General features: G+C 61.3%; 22 protein-coding genes. 11 read left to right on the top strand and 11 right to left on the bottom strand.

Annotated features, from left to right (window positions below):
- The first annotated feature begins 88 nt into the window (after positions 1-88).
- Positions 89-730, top strand: a complete 642-nt coding sequence (gene yihA / locus CXQ82_RS00495) for a ribosome biogenesis GTP-binding protein YihA/YsxC (protein ID WP_076952232.1) — start codon at positions 89-91, stop codon at positions 728-730.
- A gap of 270 nt (positions 731-1,000) precedes the next feature.
- Here the strand turns inward: yihA and polA are convergent, their stop codons facing one another.
- Entirely contained in the window at positions 1,001-3,778 is a 2,778-nt protein-coding gene (gene polA, locus CXQ82_RS00490; protein WP_101265164.1) for a DNA polymerase I, read from the bottom strand.
- A 74-nt stretch (positions 3,779-3,852) separates the two neighbouring features.
- Here polA and CXQ82_RS00485 point away from each other — a divergent pair, with 74 nt between their 5' ends.
- Positions 3,853-4,143, top strand: a complete 291-nt coding sequence (locus CXQ82_RS00485) for a DUF2782 domain-containing protein (RefSeq protein WP_101265162.1) — start codon at positions 3,853-3,855, stop codon at positions 4,141-4,143.
- 56 nt (positions 4,144-4,199) lie between these two features.
- Positions 4,200-5,153: a homoserine kinase gene (locus CXQ82_RS00480; protein WP_101265160.1), complete on the top strand. Its 954-nt coding sequence runs from the start codon at positions 4,200-4,202 to the stop codon at positions 5,151-5,153.
- A gap of 109 nt (positions 5,154-5,262) precedes the next feature.
- Here the strand turns inward: CXQ82_RS00480 and CXQ82_RS00475 are convergent, their stop codons facing one another.
- Positions 5,263-6,192 carry a zinc ABC transporter substrate-binding protein gene (locus tag CXQ82_RS00475; RefSeq protein WP_101265158.1) on the bottom strand — a complete coding sequence of 310 codons (930 nt, stop codon included), beginning with the start codon at positions 6,190-6,192 and terminating at the stop codon, positions 5,263-5,265.
- 58 nt (positions 6,193-6,250) lie between these two features.
- Between CXQ82_RS00475 and zur the strand changes: the two genes are divergently transcribed.
- From zur to CXQ82_RS00455, 4 genes are read left to right on the top strand one after another with little or no spacing between them, the layout of a single operon-like run.
- On the top strand, positions 6,251-6,733 hold the full coding sequence (gene zur / locus CXQ82_RS00470; protein WP_101265156.1) for a zinc uptake transcriptional repressor Zur: 483 nt from the start codon (positions 6,251-6,253) through the stop codon (positions 6,731-6,733).
- Positions 6,733-7,518, top strand: coding sequence for a zinc ABC transporter ATP-binding protein ZnuC (gene znuC / locus CXQ82_RS00465; RefSeq protein WP_101265154.1), 786 nt, complete (start codon positions 6,733-6,735; stop codon positions 7,516-7,518). Before zur ends, znuC begins: the two co-directional genes overlap by 1 nt.
- The gene (znuB, locus tag CXQ82_RS00460) at positions 7,511-8,299 is read left to right on the top strand and encodes a zinc ABC transporter permease subunit ZnuB (RefSeq protein ID WP_057006185.1); all 789 of its coding nucleotides are present in this window, start codon (positions 7,511-7,513) and stop codon (positions 8,297-8,299) included. Before znuC ends, znuB begins: the two co-directional genes overlap by 8 nt.
- 37 nt (positions 8,300-8,336) lie before the next feature.
- Positions 8,337-9,056 (top strand): PA5502 family lipoprotein, encoded by a 720-nt coding sequence (locus tag CXQ82_RS00455; protein WP_101265152.1) that lies wholly within the window; start codon positions 8,337-8,339, stop codon positions 9,054-9,056.
- A 49-nt stretch (positions 9,057-9,105) separates the two neighbouring features.
- On the opposite strand, the gene katE is transcribed toward CXQ82_RS00455, so the two are convergent.
- Entirely contained in the window at positions 9,106-11,247 is a 2,142-nt protein-coding gene (gene katE / locus CXQ82_RS00450) for a catalase HPII (RefSeq protein WP_101265150.1), read from the bottom strand.
- Positions 11,248-11,512: 265 nt separating this feature from the next.
- Here katE and CXQ82_RS00445 point away from each other — a divergent pair, with 265 nt between their 5' ends.
- Genes CXQ82_RS00445 through CXQ82_RS00435 form a run of 3 tightly spaced genes read left to right on the top strand, consistent with a single transcriptional unit; the run spans position 11,513 to position 14,016 of the window.
- On the top strand, positions 11,513-12,520 hold the full coding sequence (locus tag CXQ82_RS00445; protein WP_101265148.1) for a methionine ABC transporter ATP-binding protein: 1,008 nt from the start codon (positions 11,513-11,515) through the stop codon (positions 12,518-12,520).
- The gene (locus CXQ82_RS00440; protein WP_101265146.1) at positions 12,520-13,194 is read left to right on the top strand and encodes a methionine ABC transporter permease; all 675 of its coding nucleotides are present in this window, start codon (positions 12,520-12,522) and stop codon (positions 13,192-13,194) included. Before CXQ82_RS00445 ends, CXQ82_RS00440 begins: the two co-directional genes overlap by 1 nt.
- A 51-nt stretch (positions 13,195-13,245) precedes the next feature.
- Positions 13,246-14,016, top strand: a complete 771-nt coding sequence (locus tag CXQ82_RS00435) for a MetQ/NlpA family ABC transporter substrate-binding protein (protein ID WP_101265144.1) — start codon at positions 13,246-13,248, stop codon at positions 14,014-14,016.
- A 149-nt stretch (positions 14,017-14,165) separates the two neighbouring features.
- On the opposite strand, the gene CXQ82_RS00430 is transcribed toward CXQ82_RS00435, so the two are convergent.
- The 6 genes from CXQ82_RS00430 to CXQ82_RS00405 all read right to left on the bottom strand — a co-directional run bounded on the left by CXQ82_RS00430 (position 14,166) and on the right by CXQ82_RS00405 (position 18,920).
- Positions 14,166-14,495 (bottom strand): Bro-N domain-containing protein, encoded by a 330-nt coding sequence (locus tag CXQ82_RS00430; RefSeq protein ID WP_101265142.1) that lies wholly within the window; start codon positions 14,493-14,495, stop codon positions 14,166-14,168.
- A gap of 501 nt (positions 14,496-14,996) precedes the next feature.
- On the bottom strand, positions 14,997-15,632 hold the full coding sequence (locus CXQ82_RS00425) for an SCO family protein (RefSeq protein ID WP_101265140.1): 636 nt from the start codon (positions 15,630-15,632) through the stop codon (positions 14,997-14,999).
- Positions 15,629-16,528 carry a heme o synthase gene (cyoE, locus tag CXQ82_RS00420; RefSeq protein WP_101265138.1) on the bottom strand — a complete coding sequence of 300 codons (900 nt, stop codon included), beginning with the start codon at positions 16,526-16,528 and terminating at the stop codon, positions 15,629-15,631. Before cyoE ends, CXQ82_RS00425 begins: the two co-directional genes overlap by 4 nt.
- A complete protein-coding gene (locus tag CXQ82_RS00415) occupies positions 16,516-17,595 on the bottom strand; it encodes a heme A synthase (protein ID WP_101265137.1) in 1,080 nt (359 codons plus the stop codon). Before CXQ82_RS00415 ends, cyoE begins: the two co-directional genes overlap by 13 nt.
- A gap of 10 nt (positions 17,596-17,605) precedes the next feature.
- Positions 17,606-18,190: a hypothetical protein gene (locus CXQ82_RS00410; RefSeq protein WP_101273702.1), complete on the bottom strand. Its 585-nt coding sequence runs from the start codon at positions 18,188-18,190 to the stop codon at positions 17,606-17,608.
- Complete coding sequence (locus CXQ82_RS00405; protein WP_101265135.1) at positions 18,156-18,920, bottom strand: SURF1 family protein; 765 nt, start codon at positions 18,918-18,920, stop codon at positions 18,156-18,158. The genes CXQ82_RS00410 and CXQ82_RS00405 overlap by 35 nt, the downstream gene beginning before the upstream one ends.
- A 59-nt stretch (positions 18,921-18,979) precedes the next feature.
- Between CXQ82_RS00405 and CXQ82_RS00400 the strand changes: the two genes are divergently transcribed.
- Positions 18,980-19,183 (top strand): twin transmembrane helix small protein, encoded by a 204-nt coding sequence (locus tag CXQ82_RS00400; RefSeq protein WP_101265133.1) that lies wholly within the window; start codon positions 18,980-18,982, stop codon positions 19,181-19,183.
- A gap of 6 nt (positions 19,184-19,189) precedes the next feature.
- On the opposite strand, the gene CXQ82_RS00395 is transcribed toward CXQ82_RS00400, so the two are convergent.
- Both CXQ82_RS00395 and CXQ82_RS00390 read right to left on the bottom strand, forming a co-directional pair.
- Entirely contained in the window at positions 19,190-20,077 is an 888-nt protein-coding gene (locus tag CXQ82_RS00395; protein ID WP_101265131.1) for a cytochrome c oxidase subunit 3, read from the bottom strand.
- A 35-nt stretch (positions 20,078-20,112) separates the two neighbouring features.
- On the bottom strand, positions 20,113-20,664 hold the full coding sequence (locus CXQ82_RS00390) for a cytochrome c oxidase assembly protein (protein ID WP_101265129.1): 552 nt from the start codon (positions 20,662-20,664) through the stop codon (positions 20,113-20,115).
- Between the last annotated feature and the right edge of the window lie 23 nt (positions 20,665-20,687).

The following is a 20,687-nucleotide window of genomic DNA, read 5'->3' as shown; positions in this document are numbered from 1 at the left end:
ATCTGCGGCATTATATACTGGCGCTACTGAAACGGAAACGACACCGCTTGCCGCACCCTTTTTCGGCACCGCCCACATCGGAAATCTCATGCAACTCAAGAATCCCATCCTCGGTCTGTGCCAACAGTCCACCTTCATGCTCAGCGCCGCCAAAGTTGACCAATGCCCCGATGACGAGGGCTTTGAAGTCGCCTTTGCCGGCCGTTCCAACGCCGGTAAGTCCAGCGCACTGAACACCCTGACCCACGCCAGCCTGGCGCGTACCTCGAAAACCCCGGGCCGCACGCAACTGCTCAATTTCTTCAAGCTAGACGATGATCGGCGTCTGGTCGACCTGCCGGGCTACGGTTACGCAAAAGTACCTATCCCACTGAAGCTGCACTGGCAGCGTCACCTGGAGGCTTACTTGGGTGGCCGCGAGAGTTTGAAGGGTTTGATTTTGATGATGGACATCCGTCATCCAATGACCGACTTCGACCTGCTGATGCTCGATTGGGCCGTCGCCAGTGGCATGCCGATGCATATCCTGCTGACCAAGGCCGACAAGCTGACCTACGGCGCAGCCAAGAACACCCTGCTCAAAGTGCAGTCCGAAATCCGTAAGGGTTGGGGCGACGCGATCACCATCCAGTTGTTCTCGGCGCCCAAGCGCATGGGCCTGGAAGATGCCTACACCGTGTTGGCGGGCTGGATGGAACTGGCGGATAAGGGCGCAGAACTCGCGGAGTAACTTTTCTGCGGGCAAAAAAAACCCCGGACTTCGTATGGGGAGGGGAAGTTCGGGGTTCAAGTTCCGGACCGCTAGGGCGGGGTCCAGATATCTGCCAACACTTAACACAACATAGGAGCATTGAAGGGCTTCACCACCCATTCAGTAACTCTGAGTAGCAGTTCACGGGTTAAGTTCCGGCAGGTTCAAAAAACTATTGGAAATAACTGACGGTGAATTCGGCACTAAAGCACTCTGCCACCACCCCAAGTGATGGCAAAGCCCCGGAAATCAGTGCGCTTCGTCCCAGTTGTCGCCCACGCCCACGTCCACCACCAGCGGCACATCCAACTGCGCAGCCGCGCTCATGTGCTCGCGAATTTTCTCGCTGACTTGCGCAACCAGGTCTTCACGCACCTCAAGCACCAATTCATCGTGCACCTGCAGGATAACCTTCGCATCCAGGCCGGACTCGGTCAGCCAGTTATCCACCAGCACCATGGCTTTCTTGATGATATCCGCCGCCGTGCCCTGCATCGGCGCGTTGATCGCGGTGCGTTCTGCCGCCGCACGCTCCTGAGGCTTGTTGGAATTGATATCCGGCAAATACAGCCGACGACCGAAGAAGGTTTCGACATAACCCTGGTCGGCCGCTTGGCCACGGGTGCGTTCCATGTACTCGCGTACCCCAGGGTAGCGGGCGAAATACACGTCGATGTAAGCCTTGGCGGTCTTGGTATCGACGCCGATATCCTTGCCGAGCTTTTGCGCGCCCATGCCGTAGATCAGGCCAAAGTTGATCGCCTTGGCACTACGGCGCTGATTGGACGTGACCTCCGCCAATTCAACCTTGAACACCTCGGCCGCCGTGGCGGTGTGCACATCGAGGTCATTGCGGAAGGCATTCATCAACCCCTCGTCCTTGGACAAGTGCGCCATGATCCGCAGTTCGATCTGCGAATAGTCCGCCGCCAAAAGCTTGTAGCCCTTGGGGGCCACGAATGCCTGGCGAATCCGCCGACCTTCGGCGGTACGCACCGGAATGTTTTGCAGGTTCGGGTCACTGGAAGACAAACGCCCGGTCGCCGCCACCGCCTGATGATAAGAGGTATGAACACGCCCGGTACGCGGGTTGATCTGCTCCGGCAGGCGGTCGGTGTAGGTGCTTTTGAGCTTGCTCATGCTGCGGTACTGCATCAGTACCTTGGGCAGCGGGTAGTCATCTTCAGCCAGCTTGGCCAGCACTTCTTCGGCCGTAGAGGCCTGCCCCTTGCCGGTCTTCTTAAGCACCGGCAAGCCGAGCTTTTCGTAGAGGATCGCGCCAAGCTGCTTGGGCGAACCCAGGTTGAACTCCTCACCGGCGATTTCAAACGCCTGGCGCTCCAGCTCAACCATCTTGTTGCCTAGCTCGATGCTCTGTACGCCCAGCAACTGCGCATCCACCAAGGCGCCTTGGCGTTCGATCCGCGCCAGCACCGGCACCAACGGAATTTCGATGTCCGTCAGCACACTGGCCAGGCTCGGGATGGCTTCAAGCTGTGCGAACAAGGCCTGATGCAGGCGCAGGGTCACATCGGCGTCTTCCGCCGCGTAAGGCCCGGCCTGCTCTAGCGCGATCTGGTCGAACGTCAGCTGCTTGGCGCCTTTGCCGGCGATGTCCTGGAAACTGACGGTGTCGTAGTCCAGGTACTTCTTGGCCAGGCTGTCCATATCGTGGCGGGTCGCGGTGGAGTTCAGCACGTAGGACTCAAGCATGGTGTCGAACGCGATGCCGCGCACGGTGATGCCGTTTGCCGGATCACCGCCGATAGCGCAGTTGGCCAGGATGTTCATGTCGAACTTGGCGTGCTGGCCCACCTTGAGCTTGGCCGGGTCTTCCAGCAGCGGCTTCAAGGCCCGCAACACGGTGTCGCGATCCAACTGCTGCGGTGCACCGATGTAGGAATGGGTCAGCGGGATGTAGGCCGCTTCATGGGACTGCACGGCGAAGGAAACCCCGACCAACTGCGCCTGCTGGGCGTCGATGCCGGTGGTTTCCGTATCGAATGCGAACAGCTTCGCGTCGTTGAGCTTCTTCAACCAGGTGTCGAATGTAGCCTGGTCAAGAATGGTGGTGTAGGACGCTTCCTGCGGCGCAACAGGCTCCACGACTTCATCAACAACCGGCGCCGCCTTGAGTTCGACCCGCTTGGCATCACGCTGAATCTCATCGATCCAGCTCTTGAACTCAAGCAGGGTGTACAGCTCCAGCAGCTTTTCGCGGTCAGGTTCGATCAGGTGCAGGTCATCCAGGCCCACCTCCAGCGGCACGTCGACCTTGATCGTGGCCAACTGATAGGACAAGAACGCCATTTCCCGGTGCTCTTCCAACTTGGCCGGCAGCGTCTTGGCGCCGCGAATCGGCAAGGTCGGTACGATATCCAGCTGCTCATACAGCTCTTTAAGGCCACCGTTCACGCCTACCAGCAAGCCGGAAGCCGTCTTCGGACCAATGCCCGGAACGCCCGGGATGTTGTCGGACGAATCACCCATCAACGCCAGATAGTCGATGATCTGCTCGGGAGCGACGCCAAATTTCTCCTTTACGCCCTCAATGTCCATCGAGCTACCGGTCATCGTGTTGACCAAGGTAATGTGCCCGTCGACCAACTGCGCCATGTCCTTGTCACCGGTAGAAATCACCACCGGGCGGTCGGCGGCCGCGCTGCTGCGGGCCAGGGTGCCGATCACGTCATCGGCCTCGACGCCTTCGACGCACAACAAGGGGAAGCCCAGGGCGATCACGCTCTGGTGCAGCGGCTCGATCTGCACGCGCATGTCATCGGGCATGCTTGGGCGGTTGGCCTTGTATTCGGCGTACATGTCATCGCGAAAGGTCCCACCCTTGGCGTCGAATACGACGGCAAACGGGCTGTCCGGGTACTGCTTGCGCAGGCTTTTGAGCATGTTCAACACGCCCTTGACCGCACCGGTCGGCAGGCCTTTGGACGTGGTCAGCGGTGGCAGCGCGTGGAAGGCGCGGTACAGGTAAGACGAACCGTCCACCAGGACGAGGGGCGCTTGGCTCATGAGCAGGATCAACCTTTTCGGCGGGTCAGGCGCTAGAATAGCCGGACCAATGAAAACAAAGGGACAAGGTTATCATGCGTACATTCAATCGCCTGCTGTTGACTGGCCTGATTGCACTCGCGCCGATGGCTGCCATGGCGGCAGACAGCGCGCCCTCGGGCGACCCGGAAGTGACCATTCGCACGGAAGGCGACAAGACTATCCAGGAGTACCGCCAGAACGGTTTCCTGTATGCAATCAAGGTCACCCCTAAAGGTGCACCACCGTATTTCCTGGTGCGCGCGGACGGAACCGATGCGAACTTCATCCGCTCTGACCAGCCGGATATGCTGATCCCGTCATGGAAGATCTTCGAATGGAAATGATTTCTTAACTTAAATTGGCGCCGCGTACCGCGGCGCCCGTACTGGCAGTTTTAACCATGTCTGTGTTCACCCCGCTGGCTCGGCCCGAGCTGGAAACCTTTCTCGCCCCTTACGGGCTCGGCCGCCTGCTTGATTTCCAGGGGATTGCTGCCGGCAGCGAAAACACCAATTTTTTTATCAGCCTGGAACAGGGCGAATTCGTCCTGACCCTGGTTGAGCGCGGCCCTGTCGCCGAAATGCCATTCTTCATCGAGCTGCTCGACGTGCTGCACGACGCCGACCTGCCGGTGCCTTACGCCCTGCGCACCACCGACGGCATGGCCCTGCGTGAACTCAAGGGCAAACCGGCGCTGCTGCAGCCACGCCTGGCCGGCAAGCACATCAAAGACGCCAACGCGCAGCATTGCGCCCAGGTAGGCGACCTGCTCGGCCACCTGCACCTGGCCACGCAAGGCGAGAAAGTGCTGGAGCGCAAGACCGATCGCGGGCTGGATTGGATGCTCAGCGAAGGCGCGCAACTGCTTTCGCACCTCAACGACACCCAGCAACGCCTGCTGCAAGCGGCGTTGAGCGAGATCCAAGCCCACAAGGCCGACATCCTCGCCCTGCCACGCGCTAACGTGCACGCCGACCTGTTCCGCGACAACGCGATGTTCGAAGGCACACACCTGACCGGCCTGATCGACTTCTACAACGCCTGCTCAGGCCCGATGCTATATGACGTGGCAATCGCCCTGAACGACTGGTGTTCGGATGCGGATGGCCTGATTGATGGGCAACGCGCCCGGGCGTTGCTGGGCGCCTACGCAGGGTTGCGGCCGTTTACCGCGAAGGAAGCCGAGCTCTGGCCGACCATGTTGCGTGTGGCGTGTGTGCGGTTTTGGCTGTCGCGCTTGATCGCGGCTGAGTCGTTTGCCGGGCAGGATGTGTTGATCCACGATCCGGCCGAGTTCGAACACCGCCTGGCGCAGCGCCAGCAGGTCACGGTCCACCTGCCGTTCGCGCTCTAAAAATGTGGGAGGGGGCTTGCCCCCGATGGCAGTGTTTCAGTCACAAATATGTTGACTGACTCACTGCCATCGGGGGCAAGCCCCCTCCCACATTTGATCTTCATTAGTCTTATAAAGACTCCAGGCACCCCGCCAAGTCATTCCCCAGCTTCTCCAGCACCTGCTCGTAACCCTGCGCCGTGGCCGGGGTATACCCGCCCAGCGCATCCAGCTCCGCCAGTTTCACCGGCAAACCGGCCACCAGGGTTTCAGCCAAACGCGGGCGCAATGGCGGCTCGCTGAACACGCAGGTCTTGCCGACTTCCTGCAGGCGTGTACGCATCGCCGCCACGTGCTGGGCACCTGGCTGCACCTCCGCGGCCACACTGAACACGCCGGCGTGCTTGAGGCCGTAGGTGTCTTCGAAGTAATCAAAGGCTTCGTGGAACACGAAGTAAGGCTTGTCGCCAATCCCCGCCATACGTTTTTTCAGGCGTGCATCCAGCGCATCCAAACGCTCATCGAAGGCTTTTACGTTGCTCTGATAACGCGCGGCATTCGCCGGGTCGGCGGCGCTGAGGTCAGCGGCCATGCGTGCAGCGATCACCCGTGCGTTCACCGTGGACAGCCACAAGTGTGCATCCAGGCTGCCGGGGCGGTGATCGTGATCATGTTCGTCGGCATCGTCGGCATGGGAGTGGCTATCTTCGGCAAAACGACGCAGTTTCATGCCAGGAAGGTCCTGCACCGCCACGGTTGGCAAGCTACGTCCCTTGAGCACGCGCGGCAGGAAGCTTTCCATGTCCGGGCCGATCCAATACAACAGGTCCACCGACTGCACGCGCCGTACGTCGGATGGCCGCAACGCATAGTTGTGCGGCGATGCGCCCGGCGGCAGCAACACCTCTGGAACGGCCACGCCGTCCTGCACAGCGGCAGCAATCAACTGCAACGGCTTGATGCTGGTCAGCACCTTGACGTCCGCCTGAGCGGCCCCAACGATGAACAAACTGGTGACAAATACGACAAAAACGCGAAAAAGTCGGGACACGATGACCACTCAATGACGTAGGAACGGGTAACATAATAACGTCTCTATCAAATGTCTGTCGCCGCTCATGCCTAAAACACCGCTTGCCAGCCGTCCCCACGACCACTCTCACTGCGTGCATACCGCGCTGTCCGAGGCCGACACTCTGTGCGCACAGAAGGGTTTGCGCCTGACTGCCTTGCGCCGCCGCGTGCTGGAGTTGGTGTGGCAGAGCCACAAGCCACTGGGCGCCTACGACATCCTTGGCGTGCTCAGCGAGCAGGACGGCCGCCGCGCCGCGCCGCCCACCGTGTACCGCGCGCTGGATTTCCTGCTGGAAAACGGCCTGGTGCACCGCATCGCCTCGCTCAACGCCTTTGTCGGCTGCAACCACCCGGAGCACGCGCACCAGGGCCAGTTCCTGATCTGCCGCGACTGCCACGCCGCCATCGAGCTTGAGCAAAAAAGCATCAGCGACGCGATTATCAAAAGCGCCGCCGACGTTGGCTTCAGGGTCGAAGGGCAAACGGTCGAAGTCGTCGGCCTGTGCTCGGGCTGCCAGGGGGCTTGATGAGCAACGCGTTAATCCGCCTGGAACAGGTTGGGGTCACGTTCGCCGGGCAAAACGTGCTGGATAACATCGCGCTGAGCGTTGAGCCGGGGCAGATCGTCACGCTGATCGGCCCCAATGGCGCCGGCAAGACCACCCTGGTGCGCGCGGTACTTGGGCTGCTCAAGCCCGACACCGGCAGTGTGTGGCGCAAGCCCAAGCTGCGCGTCGGTTACATGCCGCAAAAATTGCACGTCGACCCGACGCTGCCGCTGTCGGTGCTGCGCTTCCTGCGCCTGGTGCCCGGTGTAGACCGTGCCCGCGCACAGGCCGCGCTCAAGGAAGTTGGCGCCGAGCAAGTGATCGACAGCCCGGTGCAAAGTATCTCCGGCGGCGAAATGCAGCGCGTACTGCTGGCCCGCGCGCTGTTGCGCGAGCCTGAATTGCTGGTGCTGGATGAACCCGTGCAAGGCGTCGACGTGGCCGGCCAGGCCGAGCTGTACAGCCTGATCACGCGCCTGCGCGACCGTCATGGCTGCGGCGTGCTGATGGTGTCTCACGACCTGCACCTGGTGATGAGTACCACCGATCAGGTGGTGTGCCTCAACCGCCACGTGTGCTGCTCCGGCCACCCGGAACAGGTCAGCGGCGACCCGGCGTTCGTCGAGCTGTTCGGCAAGAATGCCCAGAGCCTGGCGGTCTACCACCACCATCACGACCACGCCCACGATTTGCATGGCGCGGTGGTCGACGATCCTGGCGCGCCCCCTACACATGTCCATGGAGATAGCTGCAAGCATGGCTGATTTTCTGCTCTACGCCCTGCTGGCAGGCTTGGCTTTGGCACTGGTGGCGGGCCCACTGGGCTCATTCGTGGTCTGGCGGCGCATGGCCTACTTTGGCGACACCTTGTCGCACGCGGCCCTGCTCGGCGTGGCCATGGGCTTCCTGCTGGATGTGAGCCCGACCATCGCCGTAACCGTGGGCTGCCTGCTGCTGGCGGTGCTGCTGGTGACCCTGCAACAGCGCCAGCCGCTGGCCTCGGACACGCTGCTGGGCATCCTGGCGCCCAGCACCCTGTCCCTGGGCCTGGTGGTGCTGAGCTTCATGCATGAAGTGCGCATCGACCTGATGGCCTATCTGTTCGGCGACCTGCTGGCGATCAGCCCGACCGACCTGGCCTGGATCCTCGGCGGCAGCGCGGCGGTGCTGGTGTTGCTGGTGACCCTGTGGCGCCCGCTGCTGGCGATCACCGTGCATGAGGAGCTGGCCACGGTCGAAGGCCTGCCCGTGCCGGCGCTGCGCATGGCGCTGATGTTGTTGATCGCGGTAGTCATCGCTGTTGCGATGAAGATTGTCGGCGTATTGTTGATCACGTCGCTGCTGATCATTCCGGCCGCCGCCGCCCAGCGCCACGCCCGTTCACCGGAGCAGATGGCGATTGGCGCCAGCCTGCTGGGCATGCTGGCAGTGTGCGGGGGCCTGGCGTTGTCCTGGTTCAAGGACACGCCCGCCGGGCCGTCGATTGTGGTGACGGCCGCCGCCCTGTTTCTGCTGAGTTTTGTCCTGCCCCGTCGAGGGGTGTAGACTTGCTCGCTTTTTGCGCAAATAGAGAGTCGCAGGAATGAAGCCGTTCAACTCCCGTTATCTGCTCCTTGCCGCATTTTCCCTGCTGCTGGGCGCCTGTCAAAGCACACCGCCCGCCGCCCCCGAGGCCCCGGACGCACGCGCTGCGGCCATCGCGCAGCTGGAACAAAACCTGGCCAGCAGTGAGCTGGCCACCGCCGAGGACCAGCTTGCCGCGTTGCAAGCCCAGTCGCCCAACGACCCGACGCTGGAGCCTTACCAGCGCCAGCTGGCGGAAGCCTACCTGCAACGCAGCCAGATCGTGCTGCAAAAAGGCGACGTCAACGCCGCAGCCACCGCGCTGAGTCGCGCCCGTGCGCTGATGCCCAAGGCGCCCGCCCTCACCGGCGGCGTCAACAGCGCCATCAGCCACGCCCGCAAGGCCGAATTGGATAAAGCCGAGGCAGCCCTGAAAGCCGCCGAAGCCAAGCCCGTCGCCAAAGTCATCGACCCGGCCGCGCCCAGCACCACCGTGGCGCTGAACCTCACGGATATCCAGGAACTGCGTCATCAGCTGGATGCCATCGCCACCGACGTGGTGAATTACCAGTGCGACGTGAGCATCCAGGCGCCGCGCACCGAGGATTACCCGTGGCTGGCCACATTGTTGACCAAACGGGTGAAGCGAATTGATTCGGCGTATGAGCTGAAGATTCACCGGCAGATTTTGAAGAATATTCCGGCGCAGGTTGTGCTGATTCCGCGCAAGGCGGAATAAAGCCATCGGGGGCTTGCCCCCGATAGCGATCTAACAAACAACCATTCACTTAAGCCGGAATCGCCTTGGCCTTAGCCTCCCGATCCCAAACCCGATGCTGGCCAATCGCAGCAAAAAACGCCTTGAACGCCTTGGCATCTGCGCCCACGATCAACCCCGCATCCGTCTCCAGCTTGAGCAGGTCCAGCAATGGCTTCGCGTCACTGGCAACGGCAATCGCCTTGAGGTGCTTGTACGCCTCGAGCACGTAATGCAACGCCACGCCATCGCCGCTCAGCGCCTTCACCGAGTCTTTGCCGCCAGGGATAAACACTGCGTCAAACGCAACCGACGGCAAACCCTCCATCGACGCGTCCACCGGCAGGCTCTTGCCATCCGCCGTGGTCACCGGCGCCGAAGTAGGCCCCAGTAATTTGGCGTGTGCACCTTCCGCTTCGAGCGCCTTCTTCAACGCGGCAATGGCTGCACCGTCCACACCGTTCGCCGCCAGGATCGCGACCTTGCGGGTTTTGATGTCGCCCGGCAACAGGTTGGCCTGGCTCAGTGCCGGCGAACGGGCCAAGGCGGTTTCGCGCTCCGGCACCGTTCCCTTCTTGGGCACTGGCAAACCAAGGTTCTGCGCTACGCGCTTGGCCAGCTCCAGGTCGATGTTGGCCAGGATCTCGTTAACCTGGCGCGCGCGAATGAACTCACGCTCCACCTTGCCCAGCTCAAAGCTGTAGGCCGCGATGATGTGCTCTTGCTCGTGCTTGCTCATGCTGCGGAAGAACAGGCGCGCCTGGGAGAAGTGATCACCAAACGACTCGCTGCGTTCACGCACCTTATGTGCGTCGATGCGCTCGTGGTAGGTCTCAAAACCACCATCCTGCGCGGCAGGCGGGGTCTCTTTCGGCCAGCCGCCATCAATCGAGTTGGGCTCGTACGCCGCGCGGCCTTTGTCGATGGTGGTGCGGTGCATGGCATCGCGCTGGCCGTTATGAAACGGCGCCACCGGACGGTTGATCGGCAACTCGTGAAAGTTCGGGCCACCGAGTCGGCTGATCTGCGTATCGGTGTAGGAAAACAGCCGCCCCTGCAGCAACGGGTCATTGGAGAAGTCGATACCCGGCACGATATGCCCTGGGCAGAACGCCACCTGCTCCACTTCGGCAAAGAAGTTGTCCGGGTTGCGGTTGAGCACCATTTTGCCCAGCGGCGTAATCGGCACCAGCTCTTCCGGGATCAGCTTGGTTGGGTCAAGAATATCGAAATCGAAGGCGTGTTCCTTGTCTTCGGGAATCACCTGCACGCCCAGCTCCCACTCTGGGTAATCGCCCATCTCGATGGCTTCCCACAGATCACGGCGGTGGAAGTCGGTATCTTTACCGGCAAGCTTTTGCGCCTCATCCCACACCAGCGAACAGGTGCCGGCGGTCGGGCGCCAGTGGAATTTGACGAAGTTGGATACACCCTCGGCATTCACCAGGCGGAAGGTGTGCACGCCAAAACCTTGCATGCTGCGCAGGCTTTTTGGAATGGCGCGGTCAGACATCGCCCAGATCACCATGTGGGCAGATTCGGGCTGCAGCGAGACAAAGTCCCAGAACGTATCGTGGGCCGAGCCGCCTGTAGGAATTTCGTTGTGGGGCTCAGGCTTAACGGCGTGTACGAAATCAGGAAACTTGATCGCGTCCTGGATGAAAAACACCGGCATGTTGTTGCCCACCAGGTCGAAGTTACCTTCGTCGGTGAAGAACTTCACGGCAAAACCGCGTACGTCACGCACTGTATCGCCCGAGCCACGCGGGCCCTGCACGGTAGAAAATCGCGTGAACACTGGGGTTTTATGCCCGGGGTCACGCAGGAATCCGGCCTTGGTCAGCGCCGAATGGTTCTCATACGTCTGGAAATAACCATGGGCGCCAGTGCCCCGGGCATGCACGATGCGCTCCGGGATGCGCTCATGGTCAAAGTGCGTGATTTTTTCACGCATGATGAAGTCTTCCAGCAGCGATGGGCCGCGGGCGCCGACTTTCAGCGTGTTCTGGTTGTCGGAAATCTTGACGCCTTGGTTGGTACGCAGGGCCTGGCCGGTCGCGTCGGAGCGGAATTCCTCCAGGGCCTGCAGCTTGGCGTTGGTGTTGCCACGGTCCAGGGTATCGGTCCCCGCGAGCTCACTCTTGGGCGGGGTCGCTGGCTTCTTGGTACTCATCAGTCAAAACTCCTTATTCAAAGTGGCCAGAGCGGTCCCCGGCTCGTTTGAGCAAAACCCCAGGCACGGCACCTGGGAAATCGAGTTGCTTAAGTAGTGACTGATGGGGTTTTGGGCCGTTCCTTTTTTATGACCTTTGATCGCGTTATTGCCAAATCGCTGGTTGAATGCGAAATAAATGCTAAATACCGCTATACGGACAGGCTAAAATGCGCGCCCGGCTAACCGCTGATCCCTTTTCCATGCGCCCCACAAGGTTCGCTACGTGATCGAGTTTCATAACGTCCATAAAACCTACCGCGTCGCCGGTAAGGAAATCCCCGCGCTGCATCCCACCAGCCTGCGCGTCGAAAACGGCCAGGTATTTGGCCTGATCGGCCACTCCGGCGCGGGAAAAAGCACCCTGCTGCGTCTGATCAATCGCTTGGAACAGCCAAGCGGCGGTCAGATCAATGTCGACGGTGAAGAAGTCACCGCGCTGGACGCCAACGGCCTGCGCCGTTTCCGTCAGCAGGTCGGGATGATTTTCCAGCACTTCAACCTGCTGGCGTCCAAGACCGTCGCCGACAACGTGGCCCTGCCACTGACCCTGGCAGGCGAGCTGTCCCGCAAGGAAATCGACCTGCGCGTGGCTGAATTGCTCGCCCGCGTCGGCCTGTCGGACCACGCCAGGAAGTACCCGGCGCAGTTGTCCGGCGGCCAGAAGCAGCGCGTCGGTATCGCACGCGCCCTGGCAACCAAGCCGAAGATCTTGCTGTGCGACGAAGCCACCAGCGCCCTCGACCCACAGACCACCGCGTCGGTCCTGCAACTGCTGGCCGAGATCAACCGCGAGTTGAAGCTGACCATCGTGCTGATCACCCATGAAATGGATGTGATCCGCCGCGTCTGCGACCAGGTGGCCGTGATGGACGCCGGCGTGATCGTCGAGCAAGGCTCGGTGGCCGAGGTGTTCCTGCACCCCAAGCACCCGACCACCAAGCGTTTCGTGCAAGAAGCCGAACAAGTCGACGAAGGCGAACAGCGTGATGACTTCGCCCACGTACCGGGCCGCATCGTGCGCCTGACGTTCCAGGGCGAAGCGACCTACGCGCCGCTACTGGGTACCGTCGCCCGCGAGACAGGTGTGGACTACAGCATCCTCGCCGGTCGTATCGACCGCATCAAAGACATCCCCTACGGGCAACTGACCCTGGCCGTTACCGGCGGCGATATGGAAGCCGCGTTTGCCCGCTTCACCGCCGCCGACGTCCACATGGAGGTGCTGCGCTAATGGAAACCCTGTTGAGTTTCTTCGCCAATATTGACTGGTCCGAAATCTGGCTGGCCACCGGCGACACCATGACCATGCTGTTCGGCTCGCTGTTTTTCACCGTGGTGCTGGGCCTGCCGTTGGGCGTGTTGCTGTTCCTGACCAGCCCGCGCCAGTTGTTTGAACAAAAAGGCCTGTACGCGCTGCTGTCGCTGATCGTGAACATCCTGCGTTCGCTGCCGTTCATCATCCTGTTGATCGTGATGATCCCGTTCACCGTACTCATCACCGGCACCTCGCTGGGTGTAGCGGGCGCGATCCCGCCACTGGTGGTGGGTGCGACGCCGTTCTTTGCGCGCCTGGTGGAAACCGCCTTGCGTGAAGTGGACCGCGGCATCATCGAGGCCACACAGTCCATGGGCGCCAGCACGCGTCAGATCATCATCAACGCGCTGCTGCCCGAAGCACGCCCCGGCATTTTCGCGGCGATTACGGTGACGGCGATTACACTGGTTTCCTACACGGCCATGGCCGGTGTGGTGGGTGCCGGTGGCCTGGGTGACCTGGCGATCCGCTTCGGCTACCAGCGTTTCCAGACCGATGTGATGGTGGTCACCGTGGTGATGCTGTTGATCCTGGTGCAAATTCTGCAAACCGTCGGCGACAAGCTGGTGGTGCACTTTTCTCGAAAATAACGAGCGTTGCCGGCTAAAAGCCGGCAAATGCCCGAACAAGGAGCTTGTTGGATGAAAAAACTACTGGTTGCTTTCGCCGCTGTTGCCGCATTTTCCGTCCACGCCGAAACCATCACGGTTGCCGCGTCGCCGGTGCCCCACGCGGAAATCCTCGAATTCGTGAAGCCTGCACTCGCCAAAGAAGGCGTGGACCTGCAGGTCAAAGTCTTCACCGACTACGTGCAGCCGAACGTTCAAGTGGCAGAAAAGCGCCTGGACGCCAACTTCTTCCAGCACCAGCCGTACCTGGATGAGTTCAACAAAGCCAAGGGCACTCACCTGGTGAGCGTCGGCGCGGTGCACCTGGAACCCCTGGGCGCTTACTCCAGCAAGTACAAGAAGCTGGACGAGCTGCCAAGCGGCGCCAACGTAGTGATCCCGAACGACGCCACCAACGGCGGCCGTGCGCTGTTGCTGCTGGCCAAGCACAACCTGATCACCCTGAAGGACCCGACCAACATCCTGTCGACCATCAAGGACATCAGCGCCAACCCGAAAAACCTGAAATTCCGTGAACTGGAAGCCGCCACCCTGCCGCGCGTGCTGACCCAGGTCGACCTGGCGCTGATCAACACCAACTACGCCCTGGAAGCCAAGCTGGACCCCTCCAAGGACGCACTGGTGATCGAAGGCAACGACTCGCCTTACGTGAACATCCTGGTGACCCGTGAAGACAACAAGGATTCGGACGCGGTGAAGAAGCTGGTAGCAGCCCTGCACACCCCGGAAGTGAAAGCCTTCATCCTCGAGAAGTACAAAGGCGCGATTCTGCCGGCGTTCTGATCAAACCAGATCTCCAAGTCACCGGAGATCAAAAAATGTGGGAGGGGGCTTGCCCCCGATAGCAGGGGTTCAGTCACCAGATGCAGTGACTGACACTCAGCTATCGGGGGCAAGCCCCCTCCCACATTGGTTTTGTGATGTTTGAAAGGTCAGCGCAAAGCCGGTACCACTTCATGGGTCAGCCACTGACGCAGGCAGCGGTTTTCCGGGTAGTAGTGGTAGATGAACATTGCGTAAACACCAGACTCACTGATCATTAACGTCGGCGCACAGTGGCCGTGAGTGATCAGGGGCAGGGTGTGTTGTTGATCAGGATCAAGCTTGCGCAGTAGTGCCGGGTTGAGGTGCAAGCCCATCAGGTGGCCGATGTCAGCAGCGCTGAACCAGGGCTGGCTGTCGATCAGCACGGCGTGCAACTGGTGATGGTGACGGGTGAAGACTTCGGGGGTGATGGGTGGGTCAGGGGTAAGTGTTTGCATTGGGACAACTCCGGGTATGAAGAGGAGCTGCCAACAGCCTTCCTACGGGCTTGGGTGGCAGCCATACGCGGGGTAGGAACCGAGTACCCAGGGATCTCAGCCACGTCGAAACGTGCCCGCGCATAGCCGCCGCGACTGATAGTACGGGCACAAAAAAAACGCCGCAATCAGACGGTGGCGTTATGACGCCGAGGGTACATATAAGGGTTCCTACGCCCTGTCGCTGAATTTGCAGCGACAGGGCAAAGACTAGCCACCCCAAGCGCAGCCAACAAGTTCATGCACAGCGCCGCAACTTGCAGGAAATGTCTGACGACACCCTGTTCAAACTTTGCACAAAACTAAATGTGGGAGGGGCGGTGCGACGATTCGACTTGCTCCCGATAGCAGTGGGTCAGTCACCATATGCAGTGACTGACACTCAGCTATCGGGGGCAAGTCGAATCGTCGCACCGCCCCTCCCACATTTGATTGGCATTGTTGCTCAACCCGGGGCCCGACTTACTGACGCTGCAGCAACCCCGGCAACTGCGCCACCAGCTTCTGGTTGTTCAGCGGCGCACGAATAAACCCACGCTGCGTGCCATCCGGGCCGATCAGCGCGAGGTTGCCGCTGTGGTCCACGGTGTAGTTGGGCTTGCTGGTATCGGCCGGAATGAACGGGATGCTCACCGCATTCGAAACCTTTTGCACATCATCCACATTCGCGCCGGTAAGGCCGCGGAATTGCGGGTCGAAATAGCCCAGGTATTGCTTGAGCTGGGTCGGCGTGTCGCGGTGCGGGTCGACGCTGACCAGAATCACCTGCAACTTATCCACCGCGTCTTTGGGCAGCTCGCTCTTGATCTGGCGCAACTGGGCGAGGGTGGTGGGGCAGATATCCGGGCAGAAGGTGTAGCCGAAGAACAGCAGGCTCCACTTGCCTTTCAACTCGTTGACGACAACGGGCTGGCCGTTCTGGTCGGTCATGCTTACCGGCGGCAGCTGGCGGCTTTGCGGCAGCAGGATAATGCCGGCGTCGATCAGCGCGGTGGGGTCGCCCTGGCCTTTGCCACTCAACACTTTGTTGACGGTCAGGCCCATGATCAACGCGACAATGGCCACCAGGATAAACACGGTTTTTTGAGTTCGGGTCATAGGTTCAACAGTAAGTAGTGGTCTACGAGCAGGGCGATAAACAGCAGCAGCAAGTACCAGATAGAGTACTTGAAGGTGTTGATCGCCGCGTGCGGCTTGCTGCCACGGTACAGCACCCAGGCCCATTGCAGAAAGCGCGCGCCCAAACCCAATGCGCACACCAGGTACAGCACGCCGCTCATGTGGATCACGTAGGGCATCAGGCTCACGGCCAGCAGGGCAAAGGTGTAGAGCAGGATATGCACCTTGGTGTAGTGCTCGCCGTGGGTGACCGGCAGCATCGGGATGTCGGCCTTGGCGTATTCCTCCTTGCGGTGAATGGCCAGCGCCCAGAAGTGCGGCGGGGTCCAGGCGAAGATGATCAGCACCAGCAACAGCGGTTCGGCGCTGATATGCCCAGTCACAGCCACCCACCCCAGCAACGGCGGCGCGGCCCCGGCCAGGCCGCCGATGACGATATTCTGCGGCGTCGCGCGCTTGAGAAAGCCGGTATAAATCACCGCATAGCCGAGCAGCGAAGCCAGGGTCAGCCAGGCCGCCAGAGGGTTGGTGAAGGCCAGCAACAGGGTTAATCCCGCAACAGCCAGAAACAATGCAAACACCAACGCTGCTACCGGCGATACCCGCCCTTGCGCCAGGGGCCGCTGGTGGGTACGCGCCATCACCGCATCGATGCGCCGATCCACCACATGATTGACCGCCGCCGCGCCGCCGGCACACAGGGCAATGCCCAGGTTGCCGAACACCAGCACCGCCCACGGCACCCCCGCGCGGGTCGCGAGGAACATCCCCACCAACGAGGTGATAAGCATCAGCACCACCACTTTCGGCTTGGTCAGCTCCAGGTAGTCACGCCAGAGCGCCTGGTCGTGACGCGCGCCGATCAAGGTCGCCATGGCATCTCTCCTTTAAGGGTGATGAGGCCCGACACGTGTTTGCGCGGGATAAAGCGCCAGCCGAGCGGCAACTGGTTGCGCACCCGGACCAGGCTGGTGCGTGCGTGGTAATTGACCAGCACCAGCGTGAGCAATAACCCGGCACCGCCGGCGTTGTGCGCGACCGCCACCGGCAACGGCAGCCCGAACGCTACATTGCTCAGGCCCAGGCAAATTTGGGCGGCGAGGGCGACCAGCAGCAGACCTGCGAGCCGGGTCATGCCCACCGCGCGCAGCTGCCAGGCCAGCCCAAGCAACACAGACGTGACCAGCACCGCGCCAATGCGATGGGTCAGGTGGATGGCCGTGCGCGCCTCGCTGTCGAGCTGGCCGCCGAGGTAATTGGGGCCGATGTGCTGGGTCAGGTGAAAGCCATTGGCAAAATCCGCCGTCGGCCACCATTCGCCGTGGCAGGTCGGCAAGTCGACACACGCCACCGCCGCATAGTTGGAACTGACCCAGCCACCCAACGCAATCTGCCCGATCACCAGCACCAAGCCCGCCGTCGCCCAATATTGCAGGCGCTTGGGCACGATCAACGCGGGCAACACGCCAGACAAGCGCAGGGTCAGCAGAAACAGCAGGCTCAACGTAGCAAAGCCACCCAGCAGGTGCCCGGTGACCACCTGCGGCCACAGCTTGAGTGTCACCGTCCACATGCCAAAGGCCGCCTGGGCGAACACCACCGTCAGGATGAACAACGGCAATTTCACCGGCTGGCCGGGATCACGTCGATGGCTCCACGAACGCGCCGCCAACAGCGCGATCAGCAGACCCAAGGTGCCGGCAAAGTAGCGATGGGTCATCTCGGCCCAGCCCTTGTCGGCCTCCACCGGTGTGTCGGGAAAATGCAGCTCGGCATGCGCCAGTTGGGCTTCGCTTTGCGGCACGCTGATAAACCCATAGCAGCCCGGCCAGTCCGGGCAGCCCAGGCCGGCGTGGGTCAGGCGCGTGTAAGCGCCGAGCAGCACGACGAGCAGCGCCAGCAAGGTGGCAAACAACGCGAGGCGAAATCCAGGTTTGGCCATGACGATGCCCTTATCCGATGTTCGACAGTTTCAGCAGGTGGCGCAGGTCGTTGAGCAGGTCCTTACCCTTGACCTTGGCGTCGTAACGCAGCACCAGGTTGCCGTGGGGATCGACGATCCACAGTTGCGCCTCGCCAGGGGCGGCGGCGTTCTCTCTGAAGGTCGACAGGTCCAGCGCGTAGCGTTGCAGTTGCGGGTATTCGGCCTTGAGCTTGGCGTCGTAGTCGGCGCTCAACGGCTGCGCGCTGGCCAGGGCGTGGCTGGCGCGGGAGGCGTCGCGGCCGAGGCCGATCTGCAACTGGCGCGCGAGGTACACCAGTTGCTGGCAATCGGCGGTGCAAACGGCGGGCGCGGTGACCAGCAACTGCCAACGCTGTTCATCGGCCAGCACGCCGATATCGGCGCGGGTCTGGCCGTTGCCGATCATCTCGCCGTGGTAGCTGCGGCTATCCGGCACCCAGAACTGCAACTTGTACATAAAGGTCGCCAGCGCCATCGGGCCGATCACCATCAGCAGGATTAGAATCAGCTGCCAGCGGCCTTTGCGACGGTCGGGCGCCTCAGACATGTTGAGTGGATTCATGGCCGCTCCCATGGTGTTTCTCCTTTGCGTTGTGCCATCCGAGGTAGAGGTAAAGGGCCAGTAGCGCCAGGGACATGGCGAACCACTGCAACGCATACCCCAAGTGTTTTTCCGGGCCCATGGCCACGATCGGCCAGGTGGTGTCGTACGTACCCGCGCCAGGTTCGGCGCGCAGCTCGTAGGCAAAACCGCTGCGGCCCAGCTCGACCCACAGCGCGGCGGGGTGCAGGGCGGTGAGCAGGCGTGGCCACTGCGCGCTCGCCGGGTCGGCGTGCAACTGGAAGGTTTCGCCGGGCGCAACGTAGACCCAGGCATCAAGATTCACCCGCTGTTCAGGGGTGGTGAAGGCCGGCGGCGTGCGCCGGTCGGGCCACGGCAGCCAGCCGCGATTGAGCAGCAGCCACTGACCGCTGGCCTGGTCGTGGAAGGGTTGCAGCAGCTCGACCCCGGCCTTGCCGTCGCGCATGCGGTTGTCGAGCAACACGCTGTGTTCGGCATCGAACTGGCCACGTAGATGCACCCGCCGAAAGGCCGGGTCAGCCTCATCCTTGAGCTGGTCGCTGCTGATCGGCGCAGCCACGCGGCGTTCGGCGTAGCTATCCACCAGCAGCTGTTTTTCATGGCCACGGGCCAACTGCCAGAACCCCAGGCCCACCATCAACGGCAGCAGCACCAGCACAACCAGTGTGGGTGCGATGCCTGGGCGGAAGCATTTTGTGGCGCTGGCTATACTTGTTTTCATTGCCCGCCTACTCATTACCTGCCTGCCTCATTACCTGCCTGTCTCATTGGAGCCAAACCATGCTCAAAGCCGCCATTGCCCTGATGCTGATCGCGACTGTCGTGAGCCTGTTCAGTGGCCTGTTCTTTCTGGTCAAGGACGCGGGCAACTCCAACCGCCTCGTCACCGCCCTGACCGTGCGCGTGGTGCTGGCCGTGATCACCGTGGCATTGATCGCCTGGGGCTTTTTCAGCGGCCAGCTCGTATCCCACGCACCTTGGTAAAACGCCTCACAACACGTAGACGAAGAAAAACAGCCCGATCCACACCACATCCACAAAGTGCCAATACCAACTGGCCGCTTCGAAGCCGAACTGGTGCTCGGCGTTGAAGTGCCCGCGCAGTATGCGCATCAGCATCACAAACAGAATGATGGTGCCGATCGTCACGTGTGCGCCGTGGAAGCCGGTGAGCATAAAAAAGGTCGCGCCATACACACCCGAACCCAGCGTGAGCCCCAACTCTTTATAGGCGTGGATATATTCCTCGGCCTGAAACCCCAGGAACGCCAGGCCCAGCAGCACGGTGATCGCCAGCCAGATTTTCAGCGCGCCGCGATGGCCTTTGCGCAGGGCATGGTGGGCGATGGTAATGGTCACGCTGGAGCTCACCAGCAGGATGGTGTTCACCAGTGGCAACCCCCACGGGCTGATGGTGCCTTCGGGAGCCGGGTAGAGTTTCGGGTCGGGGTTGTTGAGCAACGGCCAGGCGAACTCGAAGTTCGGCCACAGCATGTGCGCAATCCCTTTGGAGCCTTCGCCCGCCAGCCACGGGGCTGACATGTGCCGCACATAAAACAGCGCACCGAAGAAGGCGATAAAGAACATCACCTCGGAAAAGATGAACCAGGTCATGCCCCAACGGAACGAGCGGTCCATCTGCGGGCTGTACAAACCGGCGCGACTTTCCTTGATCACCGCACCGAACCAGCCGAACAGCATGTAGGCCAGCAGCAGGCCGCCCACGAAAAAAATCCACGGGCCGTGGGATTCCGGGCGTGCCGCTTTCAGATCGTTGAACCACACGGCCAGGCCGTACACGGTGACGAGCATGCCAATCGTGGCAATTATCGGCCATTTGCTTTGCGCCGGTACGTAGTACGTATCATGAGTCGACATGTATTCGCTCTCCTGATTGAGGGGGCAAACAGTAGCTAGCCGCCGGTATGCACAGCCACCGGCGGCTGCCGCGCAGTGATATCGAACAGCGTGTACGCCAGGGTCAAATGCTTCACATCCTTGGGCATGTCGCGGTCGACGATGAAGCGCACCGGCATTTCAATCCGCTGGCCTGGCTGCAGCACCTGTTGGGTGAAGCAGAAGCACTCGGTCTTGTGGAAATACATCGCCGCCTCGGCCGGGGAAATGCTCGGTACTGCCTGGGCGGTCATCGGCTTGTCGGTGGGGTTGTAGGCCACGAACAGCATCTCGGTAACCGCGCCCGGGTTGACCACTACTTCGTCAGCCTTGGCGTAAAAATCCCAGACCATGTCGATGGCATTGGTGGACAAAAACTGCACGCGCACCTGGCGCGTCGGGTCCACGATTTGCTCGCCCTCGTACTGCCCGGCGGTCTTGCCGTTGATGCCGAACGCCTTGCACATCACGTCGTAGATCGGCACCAGGGCAAAGCCAAAGGCGAACATCGCCACCACCAGGATCAGCAGGCGGGTGACCAGGCGTTTGAGGGGCAGGGACTCAGCCATGGCGCTCACCCAAGCCGAACACG

Source organism: Pseudomonas sp. S09G 359, from assembly GCF_002843605.1.
Classification (GTDB): Bacteria; Pseudomonadota; Gammaproteobacteria; order Pseudomonadales; family Pseudomonadaceae; genus Aquipseudomonas.
The sequence above is the reverse complement of the archived record's forward strand: the minus strand, read 5'-3'. Positions and strand labels throughout refer to the sequence as shown.